Source organism: Mesorhizobium sp. WSM4829 (assembly GCF_055811475.1).
Map to the genome: position 1 here is coordinate 19,458 of NZ_JBVVQJ010000019.1, position 16,967 is coordinate 36,424.

Annotated in this window: 17 protein-coding genes; 13 read left to right on the plus strand and 4 right to left on the minus strand. The window is 62.3% G+C overall.

Annotated elements, in window-relative coordinates:
- Positions 1–154: 154 nt before the first annotated feature.
- Complete coding sequence (locus AC0L17_RS18850; RefSeq protein WP_023801274.1) at positions 155–373, minus strand: hypothetical protein; 219 nt, start codon at positions 371–373, stop codon at positions 155–157.
- A 157-nt stretch (positions 374–530) separates the two neighbouring features.
- Here AC0L17_RS18850 and AC0L17_RS18855 point away from each other — a divergent pair, with 157 nt between their 5' ends.
- Entirely contained in the window at positions 531–770 is a 240-nt protein-coding gene (locus AC0L17_RS18855; RefSeq protein WP_473516940.1) for a hypothetical protein, read from the plus strand.
- Between the two features lie 12 nt (positions 771–782).
- Here AC0L17_RS18855 and AC0L17_RS18860 read toward each other — a convergent pair whose 3' ends face one another.
- Complete coding sequence (locus tag AC0L17_RS18860) at positions 783–1,142, minus strand: response regulator (RefSeq protein ID WP_473516941.1); 360 nt, start codon at positions 1,140–1,142, stop codon at positions 783–785.
- Complete coding sequence (locus tag AC0L17_RS18865) at positions 1,139–4,237, minus strand: CheR family methyltransferase (RefSeq protein ID WP_473516942.1); 3,099 nt, start codon at positions 4,235–4,237, stop codon at positions 1,139–1,141. The genes AC0L17_RS18860 and AC0L17_RS18865 overlap by 4 nt, the downstream gene beginning before the upstream one ends.
- 366 nt (positions 4,238–4,603) lie before the next feature.
- Between AC0L17_RS18865 and AC0L17_RS18870 the strand changes: the two genes are divergently transcribed.
- On the plus strand, positions 4,604–5,200 hold the full coding sequence (locus AC0L17_RS18870; protein WP_473516943.1) for a response regulator: 597 nt from the start codon (positions 4,604–4,606) through the stop codon (positions 5,198–5,200).
- A gap of 116 nt (positions 5,201–5,316) precedes the next feature.
- On the opposite strand, the gene AC0L17_RS18875 is transcribed toward AC0L17_RS18870, so the two are convergent.
- Positions 5,317–5,586: a hypothetical protein gene (locus tag AC0L17_RS18875; RefSeq protein WP_027153502.1), complete on the minus strand. Its 270-nt coding sequence runs from the start codon at positions 5,584–5,586 to the stop codon at positions 5,317–5,319.
- A 245-nt stretch (positions 5,587–5,831) separates the two neighbouring features.
- Between AC0L17_RS18875 and AC0L17_RS18880 the strand changes: the two genes are divergently transcribed.
- The 11 genes from AC0L17_RS18880 (at position 5,832) to AC0L17_RS18930 (ending at position 16,960) form a co-directional block, all read left to right on the plus strand.
- Positions 5,832–6,938, plus strand: a complete 1,107-nt coding sequence (locus AC0L17_RS18880) for an NAD-dependent epimerase/dehydratase family protein (protein ID WP_473516944.1) — start codon at positions 5,832–5,834, stop codon at positions 6,936–6,938.
- On the plus strand, positions 6,935–8,002 hold the full coding sequence (locus AC0L17_RS18885; protein WP_473516945.1) for an NAD-dependent epimerase/dehydratase family protein: 1,068 nt from the start codon (positions 6,935–6,937) through the stop codon (positions 8,000–8,002). The genes AC0L17_RS18880 and AC0L17_RS18885 overlap by 4 nt, the downstream gene beginning before the upstream one ends.
- On the plus strand, positions 7,999–9,291 hold the full coding sequence (locus tag AC0L17_RS18890; RefSeq protein ID WP_473516946.1) for a TIGR04295 family B12-binding domain-containing radical SAM protein: 1,293 nt from the start codon (positions 7,999–8,001) through the stop codon (positions 9,289–9,291). Before AC0L17_RS18885 ends, AC0L17_RS18890 begins: the two co-directional genes overlap by 4 nt.
- The gene (locus tag AC0L17_RS18895; protein WP_473516947.1) at positions 9,276–10,376 is read left to right on the plus strand and encodes a glycosyltransferase family 4 protein; all 1,101 of its coding nucleotides are present in this window, start codon (positions 9,276–9,278) and stop codon (positions 10,374–10,376) included. Before AC0L17_RS18890 ends, AC0L17_RS18895 begins: the two co-directional genes overlap by 16 nt.
- Positions 10,377–10,378: 2 nt before the next feature.
- On the plus strand, positions 10,379–11,509 hold the full coding sequence (locus tag AC0L17_RS18900) for a CgeB family protein (protein ID WP_473516948.1): 1,131 nt from the start codon (positions 10,379–10,381) through the stop codon (positions 11,507–11,509).
- Positions 11,506–12,600 carry a CgeB family protein gene (locus tag AC0L17_RS18905; protein WP_473516949.1) on the plus strand — a complete coding sequence of 365 codons (1,095 nt, stop codon included), beginning with the start codon at positions 11,506–11,508 and terminating at the stop codon, positions 12,598–12,600. Before AC0L17_RS18900 ends, AC0L17_RS18905 begins: the two co-directional genes overlap by 4 nt.
- The gene (locus AC0L17_RS18910; protein ID WP_023801261.1) at positions 12,597–13,706 is read left to right on the plus strand and encodes a CgeB family protein; all 1,110 of its coding nucleotides are present in this window, start codon (positions 12,597–12,599) and stop codon (positions 13,704–13,706) included. Before AC0L17_RS18905 ends, AC0L17_RS18910 begins: the two co-directional genes overlap by 4 nt.
- A 23-nt stretch (positions 13,707–13,729) precedes the next feature.
- The gene (locus AC0L17_RS18915) at positions 13,730–14,776 is read left to right on the plus strand and encodes a UDP-glucuronic acid decarboxylase family protein (protein WP_473516950.1); all 1,047 of its coding nucleotides are present in this window, start codon (positions 13,730–13,732) and stop codon (positions 14,774–14,776) included.
- A 107-nt stretch (positions 14,777–14,883) separates the two neighbouring features.
- Positions 14,884–15,102: a hypothetical protein gene (locus tag AC0L17_RS18920; RefSeq protein WP_287345930.1), complete on the plus strand. Its 219-nt coding sequence runs from the start codon at positions 14,884–14,886 to the stop codon at positions 15,100–15,102.
- A gap of 161 nt (positions 15,103–15,263) precedes the next feature.
- Positions 15,264–16,367: an inositol-3-phosphate synthase gene (locus tag AC0L17_RS18925; RefSeq protein ID WP_091590805.1), complete on the plus strand. Its 1,104-nt coding sequence runs from the start codon at positions 15,264–15,266 to the stop codon at positions 16,365–16,367.
- Positions 16,364–16,960 (plus strand): histidine phosphatase family protein, encoded by a 597-nt coding sequence (locus AC0L17_RS18930; protein ID WP_287066490.1) that lies wholly within the window; start codon positions 16,364–16,366, stop codon positions 16,958–16,960. Before AC0L17_RS18925 ends, AC0L17_RS18930 begins: the two co-directional genes overlap by 4 nt.
- Positions 16,961–16,967 lie beyond the last annotated feature (7 nt).

The following is a 16,967-nucleotide window of genomic DNA, read 5'->3' on the forward strand; positions in this document are numbered from 1 at the left end:
ACGTCAGCAGGAGAGATTTCAACGACGGACGAAGAGGCCGCTGCGTTGGCAGCCGGGTACCAGCAGCCACCGTAAGTCCGATATCACCAGCGATACAGCCATTGGTTCTGGCAAGACCATCCAGCTTGCCCGGTTCCTGCCGGAAAGATCGCGGTTATTGCTGATCCGGCATCTCGGTATTCTCTTGGGGGTTCTTTTCGATGCCCGCGGCAGGCGAGGTGTCGGCCGGGGCGTTCCCACCCTGGTTTTGCTCCTGGGCTCTTTCGAGTGGCGAGGTGCGCCAGCCCATATCGGCATACAAAAAGCCGATTAGAAAGCCGACGATGATGATCGCTGCTATCACCAGCGAAAGTATGGCGTTACGTCGCTCCATGTCCGGCTCCTTCCTGCGAGCCGAACAGCCAGTATCGAAAATGGTTCCCATCCAGCGGCAGGTCGTGGAACTTCGCACCGTGCCGGCGGTTGACACGCAGGGCTGCGAGCGGTGAACGAAGCCTCCGTTGTTTCCGTCGCAGCAGGAAGGAGACACCATGACCAACAAGAATACCACATCGAAGCCGGCCATCCGGCAGGCAGATGCCGCCGGCTTGCGACGTCCAAGCCGGGACGCTGACGATACGGATGCGGGAGCGAAGCCACCAACGCCGAAAAGCGCGGGAACATCGAACCCCTCGACCGCTCCGCTGGACAATCCGGTGGCCAACCGCAATGCCGGCCGGCCGCGCCAGCAAGGCGCCACGCCGCGACCGACCGAAAAGCCGCTGGACTGAAGGGCAAACGAGCTAGGACGTCGGGACCAATTCCGCCAAGGCTGTGAGAATGGCCGCCTGATCTGCCGGCTTGCGAACAAATCTAGCGTTGGCGAACGCGGATGGAACATCGCGCGGCCCAAAGCCGGTCAGGCACGCGAACGGAATATGGCGGATTTTTAGTTCTTCTGCGATCGCCAGGCTCGTTTCGCCGTGCAGTTGAACATCCAGCAGCGCCACGTCGACAGGATTTTCGCCGATAAGACGAAGGGCCGCCGCCACCGAAGGGGCCGGGCCGATCACCTGATGTCCCGAATCGCGCAGACAAGCAGCGATGTCCTCGGCGATGAGCCATTCATCCTCGACCACCAGAACGCGCAGCGGGTCGGTCACGGCGTCTCCTTGCGCAGCATCGGGAATGTGATCTGGACCTCAAGACCGTCACGGTTGAAGGTGGTCTCGACGTTTCCGCCAAGCCGGTAGCCGATCTCACCCTGCAGCAGGGAAAGTCCGAAGCCGCTGACTTCAGGTTTTCTGACCGGCGGCCCGTGTAGCTCGCACCAGGTGAGCGTGAAAACATCGCCGTCGCCAGACCATTTCAGCACGACCCTGCCCTCGGGCGTCGACAGCGCGCCATATTTGGCGGCGTTGGTCGCCAGTTCATGAATGACCATGCTAAGGGAAAGGCTCTGTTGCGGGCTAAGCTTCACTTCAGCGCCGTCAAGTTCGAACCGGTCAATGCTGAAAGCTTCGAGTTCCTGATGCAGCAGTTCGTTGATCGAAGCTTCTTTCCAGCGCTCCTTCGACAGCAGACCGTAAGCCCGCGACATGGCGTGCAGGCGACCGATCAGCGCTTCGGCGAATTCTTCCTTCGATTCCGAACTTTCACGGGTGCGGTTGGCGATGCTGGCGACCACCGCCAGCATATTCTTGACGCGGTGGTTCAGCTCCGAAATGAGCACCCGGTTTTGCTCTTCCGTCTCGGCCAATGTGGTGACATCGACCAGCGTGACCACGACGCCCTGGATCCGGTTGTCCTTGTCGCGATAGGGATTGATGCGAACCATGTAAAACCGGCCCCGATTGTCGCGCGCCAGATGATGGTTCAGGGTCTCCCCGGTTTCGAAGACAGCATCGATGTGCTGTTTCAGCTCGGGATAGTCGAGCTGGCTCGAAAGCTCTGTCAGCGGCCGGCCGACGTCGGAGGGGCGCAGGCTGAAGAAAGACGAGGCCGCCGGCGTAAAGGTCCGCACCACCAGACTGCGGTCGAGGAAGATGGTTGCGATCTGCGTGCTCTCGAACAGATTGCGCAAATCGCTGTTGGCGCGGTCGAGCTCTTCTATCTTGCTGGTCAGCTCCGAATTTATCGTGTTGAGCTCCTCGTTGAGCGACTGCATCTCCTCCTTCGAGGCCTCAAGCTCCTCATTGGTCGACTGCGCCTCCTCGTTAACGGAGACGAGTTCCTCGTTCGACGATTTCAGCTCTTCCAGCGCCGTTTCGTACTCCTCGATCGTCGACTGCAGTCGCTCGCGGGTTTCGCGCAGCTCCCGCTCGAGATCAGCAGCGCCTTCGCTGCTACGGTTTTCGGGCCCAACATCGGACCGCGCCTGCACCGGCCCCGTCGGTTCGAACAGGACGAGATAAAGCCGTTCGCCCTTGCCGCGTTCCGCCAGGGGCTCGACAGTGAGTTTGATCGACAGGGCCTGTTCGTCGTCCTCGTCGACGACGACATTTTCCCGCACGACGGTGCGGCGCGTCGTGGCGGCTTCCCGCAATGCCGCGCGCAGGTCGAGCCTTAGCCCGGAGCGGGCCAAAGTCAGCACCTGCCGGCTCGGAATGCCTTGCGGCGCTTCGAGATATCGGCCGGTCCGCGCCGAATAGTAGACGACGTCACCGTCGCCATTCACCACGACATGCGGCGGCGCGAAACGCTCCAGCACTTGTGCCTCGACCGCCTGTCGAAGCGGATAGCTGGCGGTTCGCTTGTTCGGCCCCGTTCCTTCAGGCAGGAAGGCGCCTGAACGGCCATCGCCGATCAGCATCGGCAGCCTAATGTGTGGCGAGGCATGCTCGCGCGCCTGAAAAATGCGCTGCTTCTTGTCGACGGTGGCGAAGAGGTCGTCGTGCTGGCCGACGCTTTCGGACGTGCCGAGGAAAAGATAACCGCCCGGCTTCAACGCGTAGTGGAAGATCGGGATGACCCGGCTCTGGATGTCCGAGCCGAAATAGATCAGCAGGTTGCGGCATGAAACCATGTCCATGCGTGAAAAAGGCGGGTCGCGGACGATGCTGTGAGGGGAAAAGACGCACAGCTCCCGGACCTCGTTGGCAAGCACGTAGCTCTCGCCGTCGCTGCTGAAAAAACGCTGCCTGCGCTCGGGCGAGACGCCCTGCAGCAATGCCGCCGGGTAACGCGCCGCGCGCGCCACCGCAAGCGCGGGCTCATCGATGTCGGTCGCAAATATCTGGACGCGTGGCACAACCGAAAGCGTCTCCATGTGTTCGCGCAACAGCATGCCGATCGAGAACACCTCCTCGCCGGTGGCGCAGCCAGGTACCCAGATCCTGACGGCGTCGCTGGCGGTCTTGCCCTCGAACAGCTGCGGTACGACCTTCTCCTCGAGCAGCTTGAACGCGTCGGGATCACGGAAAAAATCGGTGACGTTGATCAAAAGGTCACGAAAAAGGTTCGCCACCTCGCGAGGGTCCTTCTTCAGCCAGTCAACATACTCTTCAATGGAATCAAGCTGTCCGATTTGCATGCGCCGCTTGATGCGCCGCAGGAATGTCTTGGTCTTGTAGCCTGAGAAATCGTGGCCGGATTGGCCCTGCAGAATGCCGTAGATCTCGTCGCGGAGCCGACCCAGTTCTGCCGTCTCGTGCTCGCCGCCTCCGGCAACCCCGTTCAGCATGTCGAAGCTGCGGGCGAACCCCTCGAGCTTCGCGCCGATCTCCTCCGCCGGCGCCGCAATGTCGATCAGCCCGCTGGAGATCGCACTTTTCGGCATGTCCGGGTTGCGCGGACCGTAGCCGTCGGGAGCCTGGGCGACCGTCAGTCCGCCACGCTCCTTGATCGCCTTGGCGCCAAGCGTGCCATCGGAATCGCCGCCCGACAAAATGACGCCAACCGCATATTCGCCCTGATCCTCCGCCAACGCGCTAAAAAAGATATCGATCGGCTTGCGCTCGCGGCTGAGCACGTTGGATGGCCGCAGGTGCAGCACTCCCCGCTCGATCGTGAGAACGACGTTTTGCGGCATCACATAGACGTGGTCGGACAGGACAGTGGTGCCGTCCTCGACGACGACAACCGGAAGTTGCGTGTAACGTCCGACGACCTCATGAAGCAGGCTTTCGCGCTCGGGGCTGAGATGGGTGACGATGACGAACGCCATGCCGGGCTGGCCGGTGATGCCTTTGAACAGGCCCTCCATTGCAGGAATGCCGCCGGCCGACGCGCCGACGCCCACAATTGGAAATCTCTTCACCTGAGATGTCACCGCAAGCCCTCGGTTGAACAGCCTAGACGACAAGGCCGCCAAATCGACCCAAAGCCCACGACCGGGCTGAACGCAACGCCCAGCATATAACGTGCGCGAGGGCCGGAACAAGTCCGTGCAGACGGCGTTAAAGTCGGGATTATTGTGGAACTCCAATGTCAAAGCGCACACCTGAGCTGAAGCTGACAAGACGAGCGTCGTTGCGCTTCGAGGATCTGCTGAGATTGCCGGGAAACGAATCCATTCCGCCGCGCATGCTTGTTTTGGCGAAGCGATTGCAGGCAGCCTTGCAGGAACATTCCGAACAGGCCCGTGCGGACACTTGCAAATCCCGCTCGAAGAAAGGGCGATGAGGTGCGCGATCTCCGAGGAGTGCGCATCCTGATTGTCGAAGACGATTGGGTATTGGCCGGCGATCTTGCAAGATATTTCGGCAATATGGGCGCGGTCGTCCTTGGCCCTGCGGCGACGGTCGAACACGCCTCCATGCATACCGAGGTGGCTGAGGCCGCGATCCTCGACGTCAATCTCAACGGCCGGCGGGTGTTTCCGATCGCCGACGAACTGATGCGCCGCGGCGTTCCCTTCGTCTTTTTCAGCGGTGACGAGGACATCGTCATTCCCGAACGTCTCCGCCACGCCAGCAATCTTCGAAAGTCGTCGGACAGCTACGCCGTCTTCGACGCCTTGTTCCCTCCGGAACGATCGGCCCTGGCGGGTCGCCCTGCCGTGAACTTGTCGGACAACGTGTTTTCACTTCTGCCGAAGCTCAGGCTCGCGGCGCGGCTGCTTCTTGGCGACGTCGGTGCTTCCGATCGGCTGGTCGAGCGAACACTGGAGCGCGCCATCGGCGAGATCGACAGGCGGCGGCCCGGTGTATCGACCGAAGACTGGCTGAACGGCATCATGCGAAACATTGCCGGATCGGGCGGAACCAGCCTGCTGCACTGAGATTGGTTTTTCTAACAGTCTGACAAGTAGGCGAAAACAGTCATCTATAGTTAAGTCCTCTATCAGAACGCGAGGCGCGCCTAAGAGCTACCCGACAGCGCTGAGTAGCAGCTTCCTCAGCCGTTCTTGCGGTCGATGAATTTGTTGAACCGGCTGTTTTTTCCGGAGCCGGTTTCGTCCTGGTAAAGGAAAGTCAGATCGTTCTCGTCGAAAATCCGGAAGAACTCATCCCATTCGATGGGTTCGAGCTTCTCCTCGGGCTCGCCAAAATCGATCCGCAAGATGCCGCCCTCGCCCCTGGTTCGTACAACCGCCGGTCGGCCACCACGATCTTCGGCCCATTGGCGGATCTCGTCATGATTGGTGGTTGTCTTCGATTCAGACATTGGAACCTCCTTTGATCCAGACGTTGCAGGCGTGTGGCCTCCTTGCGCCCACGGGCCGCCCACGGACCGGATGACCGCCCCTAACGCCAAAGAAGCTGCAATGTTCCAGCGCATCGCCCAAGGCTCGTTCGCCATGCGTTCACCTCAGGTTGCAGCCTCGCCAAAACCATCTTTGTTGAAGCAGAGGGAACAAACCTTTTGCCAAACAGTTCGGGGCGCCAAGGCCAACTGCGTAAGGAGTTGTCGTGAAACGCATACTGGTTACAGGAGGGTGCGGTTTCATCGGCCGCCACGTCGTCCAGGAACTCATTGAACATGGTTACTCTGTCTGCATTCTCGATGCGCTGCTGGAACAGGTGCACGGCAGCGAGGCGATCAGCCTGCCGGCAGGAGCCGAACTGATCAAAGGCGACGTTCGCGATCGCGCCGCCGTCGCCGAGGCGCTGCAGGGCGTCGACGCCACCGTCCATCTCGCCGCCGAGGTCGGCGTCGGCCAGTCCATGTACGAGATCGCCCGCTATGTCGGCGCCAACGACCTCGGCACCGCCACCCTGCTCGAGGCACTGATCAAGCATCCGGTCGAGAGGATCGTCGTCGCTTCGTCGATGAGCGTCTACGGCGAGGGTCTCTATGCCACGCCAGGCGGCCGGCGCGTCGACAATGCACGGCGGCAGGCCAGCGACGTCAAGAGCGGCCAATGGAATCCGCTGTCGGCGGCGGATGAAAGCCTGTCGCCGCTGCCGACAGACGAGGAAAAGCCGGTCGACCTCGCCTCGATCTATGCGCTGACGAAATATGCTCAGGAGCGCGCCGTGCTGATCTTCGGCGATGCCTATGGCGTCGATGCGGTGGCGCTGCGCCTGTTCAACGTGTTCGGCGCCGGACAGGCGCTGTCAAATCCTTACACCGGCGTTCTGGCGAATTTCGCTTCACGCCTCGCCAACGGCCAGCGGCCGATGATTTTCGAAGATGGCGAGCAGAAACGCGATTTCGTGCATGTGCGTGACGTCGCCCGCGCGTTCCGCCTGGCGCTGGAACAACGCCAGGCGCGCGGCCACGTCATCAACATCGGCAGCGGACGGGCCTATGCGATCAGCGAGGTCGCCCGGCTGCTCGCCGACGCTATGGGTGTGCCGGACCATCGGCCTGAAATTCTCGGCAAGGCGCGCGCCGGCGATATCCGCAATTGCTTCGCCGATATTTCGAAGGCGCGCGAACTGCTCGGTTTCGAGCCCCTGCACCGGCTGGAGGATTCACTCGACGAGTTCGTCGCATGGGTGCGCAACACGGTCGCCATCGACCGCGGCGCCGACATGAAACGGGAACTCGAAGAGCGAGGACTGGTGTCATGAGGCCGGACGGTTTTCGTGAAGCGCCGGTGGCAATCGTCGGCGGCAGCGGCTTCATCGGCTCGAACCTCGCCGATAGTCTGTTGTCGGATGGGGTGCCAGTGCTGGTCGTCGACAATCTCAGCCGCCCGGGCGTCGATCAGAACCTGGCCTGGCTGGCGCAGAAGCACGGCAATCAACTTGCCGTGGAAACCACCGATGTCCGGGACGCAGACGTGCTGGCGCCGCTTTTGGCGCATGCCAGGGCGATATTTCATCTCGCCGCGCAGACCGCCGTCACCACGAGCCTCGTCCAGCCAAGCGAAGATTTCGACATCAATCTTCGCGGAACCTTCAACGTCCTGGAAGCGGCTCGCCTTAGCGGCAGACGCATTCCCGTGATCTTCGCCAGCACCAACAAGGTCTATGGCGGCCTGCCCGACGTCACAGTGCGCGAAGAGGACGATCGGTGCGTGCCCTGCGATGCCGGCATCCGCGCCAACGGCATAGACGAGGCCTGCGGCCTGGATTTCTGCACGCCCTATGGCTGCTCCAAAGGCGCGGCCGACCAATATGTGCTCGATTATGCCAAGTCGTACAATCTGCCGACCGCGGTCCTGCGCATGAGCTGCATCTACGGGCCGCGCCAGTTCGGCACGGAGGACCAGGGCTGGGTCGCCCATTTTCTGCTCAGCGCGCTTTCCGGCCGGCCGATCACGATCTACGGCAACGGCAAGCAGGTGCGCGATATCCTTCATGTCAGCGACGCCGTTGCGGCCTATCGCGGGGTACTTGCCCGGATCGACGACATCAAGGGCCAGGCATTCAATCTCGGTGGCGGACCGGGCAACGCCGTCAGCCTGCGCATGCTGATCGAGGAGCTCGGCGAGCTGACCGGGCGGAACCTCGCGATCCGCTACGACCGGGAACGCACCGGCGACCAACCTTTCTTTGTCGCCGATACCCGCAAGTTAGAAGCGACGCTCGACTGGAAAGCGCATGTCTGCTGGCGCGACGGCGTCCGCGATCTCGCCGACTGGCTCCGGCGTCATCGCCTCGAGCCTGAACCAGCGAGGTACGTGGCATGAAAGTCGCCCTGGTCAATCCGTTCTGGACCTACGAGGACAGCATCTATTTCGGCTGCCGCCAGCCACATCTGCCGCTGGAACTGGGCTACTCGAAAGCCTCGCTGGAGGCCGACGGCCATCAGGTGCTGATGCTGGACGGGCAAATCCAGAAGCTCGACAACGCGACACTTGCCGATCGCGTCGCCGCTTTCGCACCGGCCATGACCGTCGTCAGCACGGCGCCGACCTATTTGTTTTGGCGCTGCGCGCCGCCCGAGCTGCGTGTACCAGCCGACTTCCTCAACCGCCTCGCCCGGCGGGGCGGCCGCACAGTGGCTGTCGGGCCGCACGGCTCGGCGACGCCGGCGCCGACGCTGCGCAAGCTGGGCGTCGATGTCGTCGTGCGCGGCGAATGCGAAGAGGTCGTCGCCGAACTCGCCCGCGGTGACGATTGGAGCGCCGTGCCACACACCGCCCACCTCGACGAGGGGAAACTTGTCGGCAGCGGCGGCGTTCACGCCAGTTCGTTTGTCGATCATCCGCCGCTCAGCTGGCCGTCCGATTGGATAGCCGCGCATTTGCACCATCACCACCGGTTCGACGACGATCAGGTTGGTTTCGGAGCGGAGGTCGAGGCGTCTCGCGGCTGCCCCTACAATTGCAGCTTCTGCGCCAAGATCGATTTCCGCGACGCCTACCGCCGCAGGAACCACGATGCGATCACCGCTGAAATCGATCGGCTCATCGGGCAAGGCGTCGGATACATCTATTTTATCGACGAGATCTTCCTGCCGCAGAAGGCGCTGCTGGAGGCACTGGTCGATCGCGACGTCAAGTTCGGCGTGCAGACCCGCATCGATCTTTGGAAGCCTGAGCTCCTCGAACTGCTGGGTGCCGCCGGCTGCGTTTCGATCGAAGCCGGCCTCGAAAGCCTGACGGTGGAAGGCCGGGCCATGCTGGCAAAGCGTTGCCGGCTGGGCACCGAGGAACTGGCCGCCTTGCTGGTCAATGCACGACGTCACGTCCCGTTCGTCCAAGCCAATCTGATCGGCGTCGTCGAGGACGATCCGGCTCTGGTCGATCATTGGCGCAAGCACCTCATTGACCGCGGCGTGTGGGCCAACGAGCCGGTGCCGCTCTATCCCTACCCCAGTTCGCCCAGCTATCGCGAGCTTTGGGGCGAGCCCGACGATCTCGCCTGGGAGCGCGCCCACGAGCATTATCTGGCCTCGTTCCGGACGTTCAGCGATATCCAGGAGAAGCGCCCCCGCGCGCTGGCCGAGTTGGAGGCGACATGTTGCAGTCACTGATCCGCCGCCCGCGGCGAATCCTGATGACCGTCGATGCCGTCGGCGGCGTCTGGCGCTACGCGCTCGATCTGGCGCGGGAGTTGGCTCATGGCGGCGACAGCATCGTGCTCGCCGGGCTGGGCCCGGAACCGTCGGAGGAGCAGGCGAAGGAGGCGCAGGCTTTCGCCGGCCTGGCGTGGCTCAAGACACCGCCGGACTGGATGACCCGCAATGAGGACGATCTGGAATTGTTGCCGCAGGAACTGCGCGCGCTCGTTGGCGATTACGCGATCGACCTTGTCCATCTCAACGCGCCGACGCAGGCCGTGGGACTTGATCTGCCCTGCCCGGTCGTGGCGGTCTCGCACTCATGCGTCGTGACCTGGCTCCACGCCGTCAGGGGGCGGGCTGCGGACGGCGAATGGGCCTGGCAGAAGGACCGCAACAGACGCGGTTTCGATGGGGCCAATGCGGTAATCGCGCCCAGCCGCAGCCATGCCGACATGCTCGAGGCCTGCTACGGGCCGATCGCCCGCCTGAGCGTTGTCAGCAACGGCACACGGCCGGGTCCAAAGGCAGAGCGACGCGAACCACTGGTTCTCGCCGCCGCGCGCTGGTGGGACGAAGGAAAGAACGCAGCTACGCTGGACCAGGCAGCAGCGCTGACGAAATGGCCGGTCTTTGCTGCCGGGCCGCTCGAGGGCGGCGATGGCCAACGTGTCAATTTCAGCAATGTCGTTGCTCTGGGCTCGGTCTGCCACGACGAGGTGCGTCGCTTGATGGCGCGGGCCGGCATCTTCGTATCGCCGTCCGTCTACGAACCCTTTGGCCTTGCCGCACTGGAGGCAGCCACATCAGCAACACCCCTGGTGCTTGCCGACATCCCGACCTATCGCGAATTGTGGAACGGCGCGGCCATGTTCTACGACGTCCGTGATCCACGCGATCTCGCCAGGTGTGTCGATTGTCTCTCTGACGACGCCCAACACAGGCACCGGCTCGGCGAAGCCGCCGCACGCCGAGCCCGCAGGTTTTCACCAGCAAGGCAAGCGGCGGCCATGCACGACATCTACGATCGGGCCGCCCTGGCCGTTGCGGAACGCTGACAATGCGGTTCCTGTTCTATACCCATTCGGCCGTTTCCGACTGGAACCACGGCAACGCACATTTTCTGCGCGGCATCATGCGGGAGCTTGTTGCACGCGGGCACCAGGCGATCGCGCTGGAGCCAGCAGACGGCTGGAGCCGTTCGAACCTGCTGGCAGAGAAAGGGCCCTACGCGGTCGAGCGCTTCAGAAAAGATTTTCCGGAGCTGATGTCGGTGACCTACGACGCGTCCTTCGACCATGAAGGCTGGATTGCCGACGCCGATGTGGTGATCGTCCACGAATGGACCGACCCGGACCTTGTCGCGCGCATCGGCAGGGCCAGGGCGAATGGAGGCGGTTTCACGCTTCTGTTCCATGACACCCACCATCGCGCCGTCTCGGCGACGCAGGCGATCTCGGCTCTGCGGCTGGAGCATTATGACGGCGTGCTCGCCTTCGGCGAGGCGTTGCGGGAAAGCTATCTTCGCGCCGGCTGGGGCAAACGTGCCTTCACCTGGCACGAGGCGGCAGATGAGCGCCTGTTCAAGCCTCACCCGGAGATCGACCCGACTGCCGATCTGATCTGGATCGGCAACTGGGGCGATGACGAGCGCAGTGCCGAAATCAAGGAATTCCTGATCGATCCGGTGGAAGAACTTCGCCTGCGTGGCACTGTTCATGGCGTGCGCTATCCACGCGAAGCGCTCGCCGATCTTGCCGCCGCCGGCCTGGAATACGAAGGCTGGATTGCCAATGCCGACGTGCCCAAGGCATTCGCGGCCCACCGCGTTACCGTCCACATCCCGCGGCGCCCGTATCGGGAGAACCTGCCCGGCATCCCGACGATCCGCATGTTCGAGGCGCTCGCCTGTGGCATCCCGCTCGTGTCGGCGCCTTGGGCCGATGTCGAACAACTCTTCAGGCCAGGTATCGACTTTCTTTTCGCGCGCGACGGGTCCGAGATGTGCCGTCATCTTCGCGACGTGCTGGACGATGCCGACCTGGCCGCCTCTCTGGTGAAATCGGGCCTCGAAACCATCGGGAGGCGACACACTTGCCGCCACCGGGCGGACGAGTTGTTCGACGTGCTCGCCGAATGCGGCAACCGCCAGGCCATCGATCGCATCGCCATAGAGGAGACAGTCGCATGAAGATTGCATTTTATGGATCGAGCCTGCTGTCGTCCTATTGGAACGGCGCGGCGACTTATTACCGCGGATTGCTGAAGGCTCTTTCTCAGCTCGGCTACGAGATCACCTTCTATGAACCGGACGTCTACGACCGGCAGAAGAACCGCGATATCGAGGCACCGGACTGGTGCAACGTCGTCATCTACGAGGCGACCCCGCATGCGCTGATGCAGGTGGCAGCAAGCGCAGGCGAAGCTGATATCGTCGTCAAGGCCAGCGGAGTCGGCTTCGAAGACGAGGCGCTGCTGCGCGCCGTACTCGACCACGCCCGGACGGATGCGCTGACAGTGTTCTGGGATGTCGACGCACCGGCCACTCTGGGCCAATTGCGCGACGAGCCGGATCACCCCCTGCACCGCGCGTTGCGGGAGATCGACCTTGTCCTCACCTATGGCGGTGGCGATCCGGTCGTCTGGGCCTATCGTGCGCTGGGCGCTGCCGAATGCGTGCCGATCTACAACGCGCTCGATCCCGAAACGCACCATCCGGTCGCGAAGGACAAGCGTTTCGCCTGCGACCTCGCCTTTCTCGGCAACCGCCTGCCGGACCGTGAAGCACGCGTCGAAGCCTTCTTCCTCGATCCGGCCAACCGTTCGGGCGATCAGCGTTTCCTGCTCGGCGGATCTGGTTGGGGTGACAAGCAGCTGCCGGCAAATGTCGCATGGCTCGGCCACGTCGGGACGCGGGACCACAATGCGTTCAACGTCACCCCCAAGGCGGTGCTGAACATCAGCCGCGACAGCATGGCCGCCAACGGCTTTTCGCCTGCCACGCGCGTCTTCGAGGCTGCCGGTGCCGGCGCATGCCTCATCACCGATGCCTGGCTCGGCGTCGAATTGTTCCTGGCCCCCGGGGAAGAGATCCTGGTGGCGCGCGATGGTAATGATGTCACTGAGATTTTGCGCACCCTCACCCCCCAGCGGGCAAGGGCGATCGGCGCATCTGCGCTTCGGCGTGTTCTCGCCGAGCATACCTATGCGTTAAGGGCCACTGTCGCCGACGCTGTCTTCAGGCGTCATTTCGAGCGCCCCACCGTGGAGGCAGCGGAATGACCCAGCGGCTCGACATCGTCTTTCTTGGCCTGTCGTTGTCCTCTTCATGGGGAAACGGCCATGCCACGACCTTTAGGGGGTTGCTGAAGGGCCTGCACGAGCTCGGCCATCGCGTCACCTTCCTGGAGCGCGACGTGCCGTGGTATGCGAACCATCGCGATCTGCGCGACCCGGATTTCTGCACGTTGCGCTACTACGAAACGACGAACGATCTTCGTCGGACCTATGCCGGCTGTCTGCAACAGGCCGATGTCGTAGTGGTCGGGTCGTTCGTTCCGGAGGGGCGAGCCGTCATCGACATCGTCGCGTCGCTGTGCACGGGCCAGTTCTGCTTCTACGACATCGACACGCCGGTCACGCTGGCCAAGTTCGCCGCGGATGATTGCGACTACCTATGCCGGCGGCAGATCCCGTATTTCGACGTCTATTTCTCGTTCACCGGCGGGCCAACACTCGCCCGATTGGCGGCGGACTTCGGTGCACGGTGCGCCGAGCCGCTCTACTGCTCCGTCGACCCGGAGCGGCATCGCCGAACGGCCGACCCGATCTGCTGGGACCTTGGCTATCTCGGCACTTACAGCTCGGACCGGCAGGCGACGCTGGATGCTCTCCTGCTCGAACCGGCAAGACGCATGCCGGACCGTCGCTTCGTCGTGGCCGGCTCGCAATTCCCGTCCGAGACCGTCTGGCCAAGCAACGTCGATCGCATCGAGCACCTGCCGCCGGCGGACCACGCCTCGTTCTACAGCCGCCAGCGCTATACGTTGAACGTCACGCGCAGCTCCATGATAGCGGCTGGGTGGTCTCCCAGCGTACGCCTCTTCGAGGCGGCTGCCTGTGGCACAGCGATCATCAGCGATCGCTGGACCGGTCTGGACAGCTTCTTTCCGACAGCCACGATCAACACGGCGGGCCAAGCCGAAGACGTGATCGATATCCTGTCCAGCCAATCCGACCGCGTCAGGCTTGCTTTGGCCAAGCGAGCGCGTGCAACGATCCTGGCGGCACATACAAGCGCCGCGAGAGCCCGCGAATTCGTTTCGTTGCTGGCGCGGCCAAGATCGGCACGTCCAGCGCTCGATCTGAACATCGAAAGTGCAGCATGACTGGCAGACAGGAGAAAATAGAGATGCGGCAATCAAGAAGGACACAACGGACCAGAACGGCGCTTGTCGCCGGCGGCGCGGGTTTCCTCGGTTCGCATCTTTGCGAGACACTGCTTCAGGCCGGGTGCCGTGTGATCTGTGTCGACAATTTTCTTACCGGTCGGATGGAAAACATCGTCTCGATGCTGGACAGTCCTCGTTTCCGGCTGATCGAGCAGGATATTTGCCGACCATTGGACCTTGCTGAGCCGGTCGACCGCATTTTCAACCTGGCGTGCGCCGCATCGCCGCCGCGCTACCAGGCTGACCCGATTCACACCACGCGGACCTGCGTGATCGGAACCCTCAATCTGCTTGAGCTTGCCGCCCGAAACAATGCGCGCCTCCTGCAGGCATCGACAAGCGAAGTGTATGGCGACCCGGAACAGCACCCGCAAACGGAAGACTATGTGGGTCACGTGAACTGCACCGGTCCTCGTGCCTGCTATGACGAGGGCAAGCGAACCGCCGAAACCTTGTGCTTCGACTATTTGAGAACCGAAACGGCCGACATCCGGGTCGCGCGCATCTTCAACACCTATGGTCCGCGGATGGATCCTACCGACGGCCGGATCGTCTCGAACCTGGTGATGCAGGCGCTCGAGAAGAGACCGCTGACGATTTTCGGCGACGGGCTGCAGACCAGGTCGTTCTGCTACGTCTCCGATCTGGTCGAGGGTCTGGTCCGCCTCATGGATGTCGATCCCAATCCGAGCCAACCGGTCAATTTGGGCAATCCTGGGGAATTCACCGTTCTCCAACTGGCCGGATTGGTGAGAGATTTGACCCATAGCAACTCGGTCTTCAAATTCCTCCCACTGCCGCAAGACGACCCTCGCCGGCGGCAACCGGACATTTCCCGTGCAAAAGCCCTTCTAGACTGGTCGCCAAAGGTGCCGCTCAAGCAAGGCCTGATGCAAACGATCAGCTATTTTACGCAGCTCGAAGCCAGCCGCAACGAGGATCAAATTTCCCCAATTGCGACAAGCGTGAGGTCCGCTTCAGGCCGACTGCAAAACCTGCCGGCCTGAGGTCAGGGAGAGCTGCCGCCCGCGGGCATGATCATGGTGAGACGGTGACCCTGCCAACAGGCGCTTTCACTTTTTCTCATTATGGGAACATCCGGTCGAGCTCGCCGTTGGGCGAAGATATCGGCGTGGAGGACGGACCCATGCATCGAAAACGATCCGCCAAGGACATCGAGCAAATGGCCGAAAGGGAGACGGCTGCCTTTCTGAAACGTGCCTCGATCACCTACCTCGAATGCTGTGTGAGCCTGATGATGACGCACCTCGAGCTCGAGGAAGTGGCCACCATCCTGGAAAAAGAAGCGGATATGCTGCGCAGGCTCGACTGAGGCTTGCGGCGCTGAGGCGTGGATCGGCTCAGGCAGCCCAAACCAGCGCGCAGCTTTGATCCGAATAGAAGTTCGTGATTTTTCCAGGTCGCAAGGAACATTCCCGGCAGCTGACAGTTCGGCGCGAGGAACTTACCTTCAACAGCGATGGCGGCGGTTTCGTGGGATCGAAAAAGGTACGGATTGGAATAGCCGGCGTCGGCAATTGCGCGTCTTCCCTTGTCCAGGGCCTCTCATACTATCGGGACGCCAGCGGCAATGAGCCGATACCGGGCCTGATGCATGCTGATCTCGGCGGCTATCATGTCGGCGACATCGAGGTGGTTTGTGCTTTTGACGTCGCCAAGGGCAAAGTCGGGCGCGATGTGGCGGAAGCCATTTACAATGCGCCCAACAATACCTTCCGCTTTGCCGATGTTGCGGCAACCGGCGTTCGCGTCGAGCGCGGGCCGACACTTGACGGCATCGGCAAATATCTGCGCGATGAGATCGAGGAGGCAGAAGAACCGGTCGCGAATGTCAGCGCGCTGCTTCGGGAAAGCGGCGCCGACGTACTGGTCTCATATCTGCCGGTCGGCTCGGAAGAAGCCACGCGTTTTTATGCAGAGTGCGCGCTCGAGGCCGGCTGCGCCTTCGTCAACTGCATACCGGTCTTTATCGCATCGCGGCCGGAATGGCGCCGGCGCTTTGAGCAGCGCGGTCTGCCGCTGGTCGGCGACGATATCAAAAGCCAGGTCGGCGCGACGATCGTCCACCGCTTGCTCGCCAATCTGTTCCGCGAGCGCGGCGTCCGCATCGACCGCACCTATCAGCTGAATTTCGGCGGCAACACCGATTTCCTCAACATGCTGGAGCGCGAGCGGCTGGAATCGAAGAAAATCTCCAAGACGCAATCCGTAGCCAGCCAGTTCGACGTTCCCCTGGAGGCCGGCAACATCCATGTCGGCCCCAGCGACCATGTGCCTTGGCTTACCGATCGAAAATGGGCCTACATCCGCGTGGAAGGCACGACGTTCGGTGGCGTGCCGCTGAATGCAGAACTCAAACTGGAAGTATGGGATTCGCCCAACTCGGCCGGGGTCGTTATCGACGCTGTCCGTTGCGCCAAACTGGCGCTTGACCGCGGCATCGCGGGGGCGCTGACCGGCCCTTGCAGCTATTTCATGAAGTCGCCGCCCGAGCAGTTCACCGATGCCGAGGCACGCCTGCGCACGCTGTCTTTCATCGCCGGGAGGGACGAGCCGATGCTTGATGCCGCGGAATGACGACGACGTTTTTCTTGATCCGCCATGCGGCGCACGACAATGTCGGCGACTATCTTGCCGGACGCATGGCTGGAGTTTGCCTCGGCGAAACCGGCAGGGCACAAGCCTCGCGCCTTGCCAGCCACATGGCGCCGCGGCCGCTGGCGGCCATCTGTTGCAGTCCGCGCGAACGAACACTGGAAACCGCAAAACCGATCGCAATCGCCTGCAATCGCGAGAAGATTACAATCCGCCAGGAACTCGATGAGATCGACTTCGGCGCGTGGTCGGGCAAGACCTTCGAAGAGTTGAGCCAGGACGCCGACTGGCTGACGTGGAACAGTCAACGCCAGCAGGCGAGGACGCCCGGCGGCGAGACAATGCTGGACGTCCAGCAACGTGTCGTCTCGCTGATGCAGCAGCTTCGCAAACGCTACCAGAACCAGTCCGTGGCACTGGTCAGCCATGCCGACGTGATCAAAGCCGCCGTCTGCAAGGTGCTCGGCTTGCCGCTGGGAGACTGTTTTCGCTTCGATATCGACCCCGCTTCGATCACCACGGTCGTGTCCGGTGACTGGGGCTCCAAGCTGATCCGACTGAACGAAGCCGCCTGACGAGGAC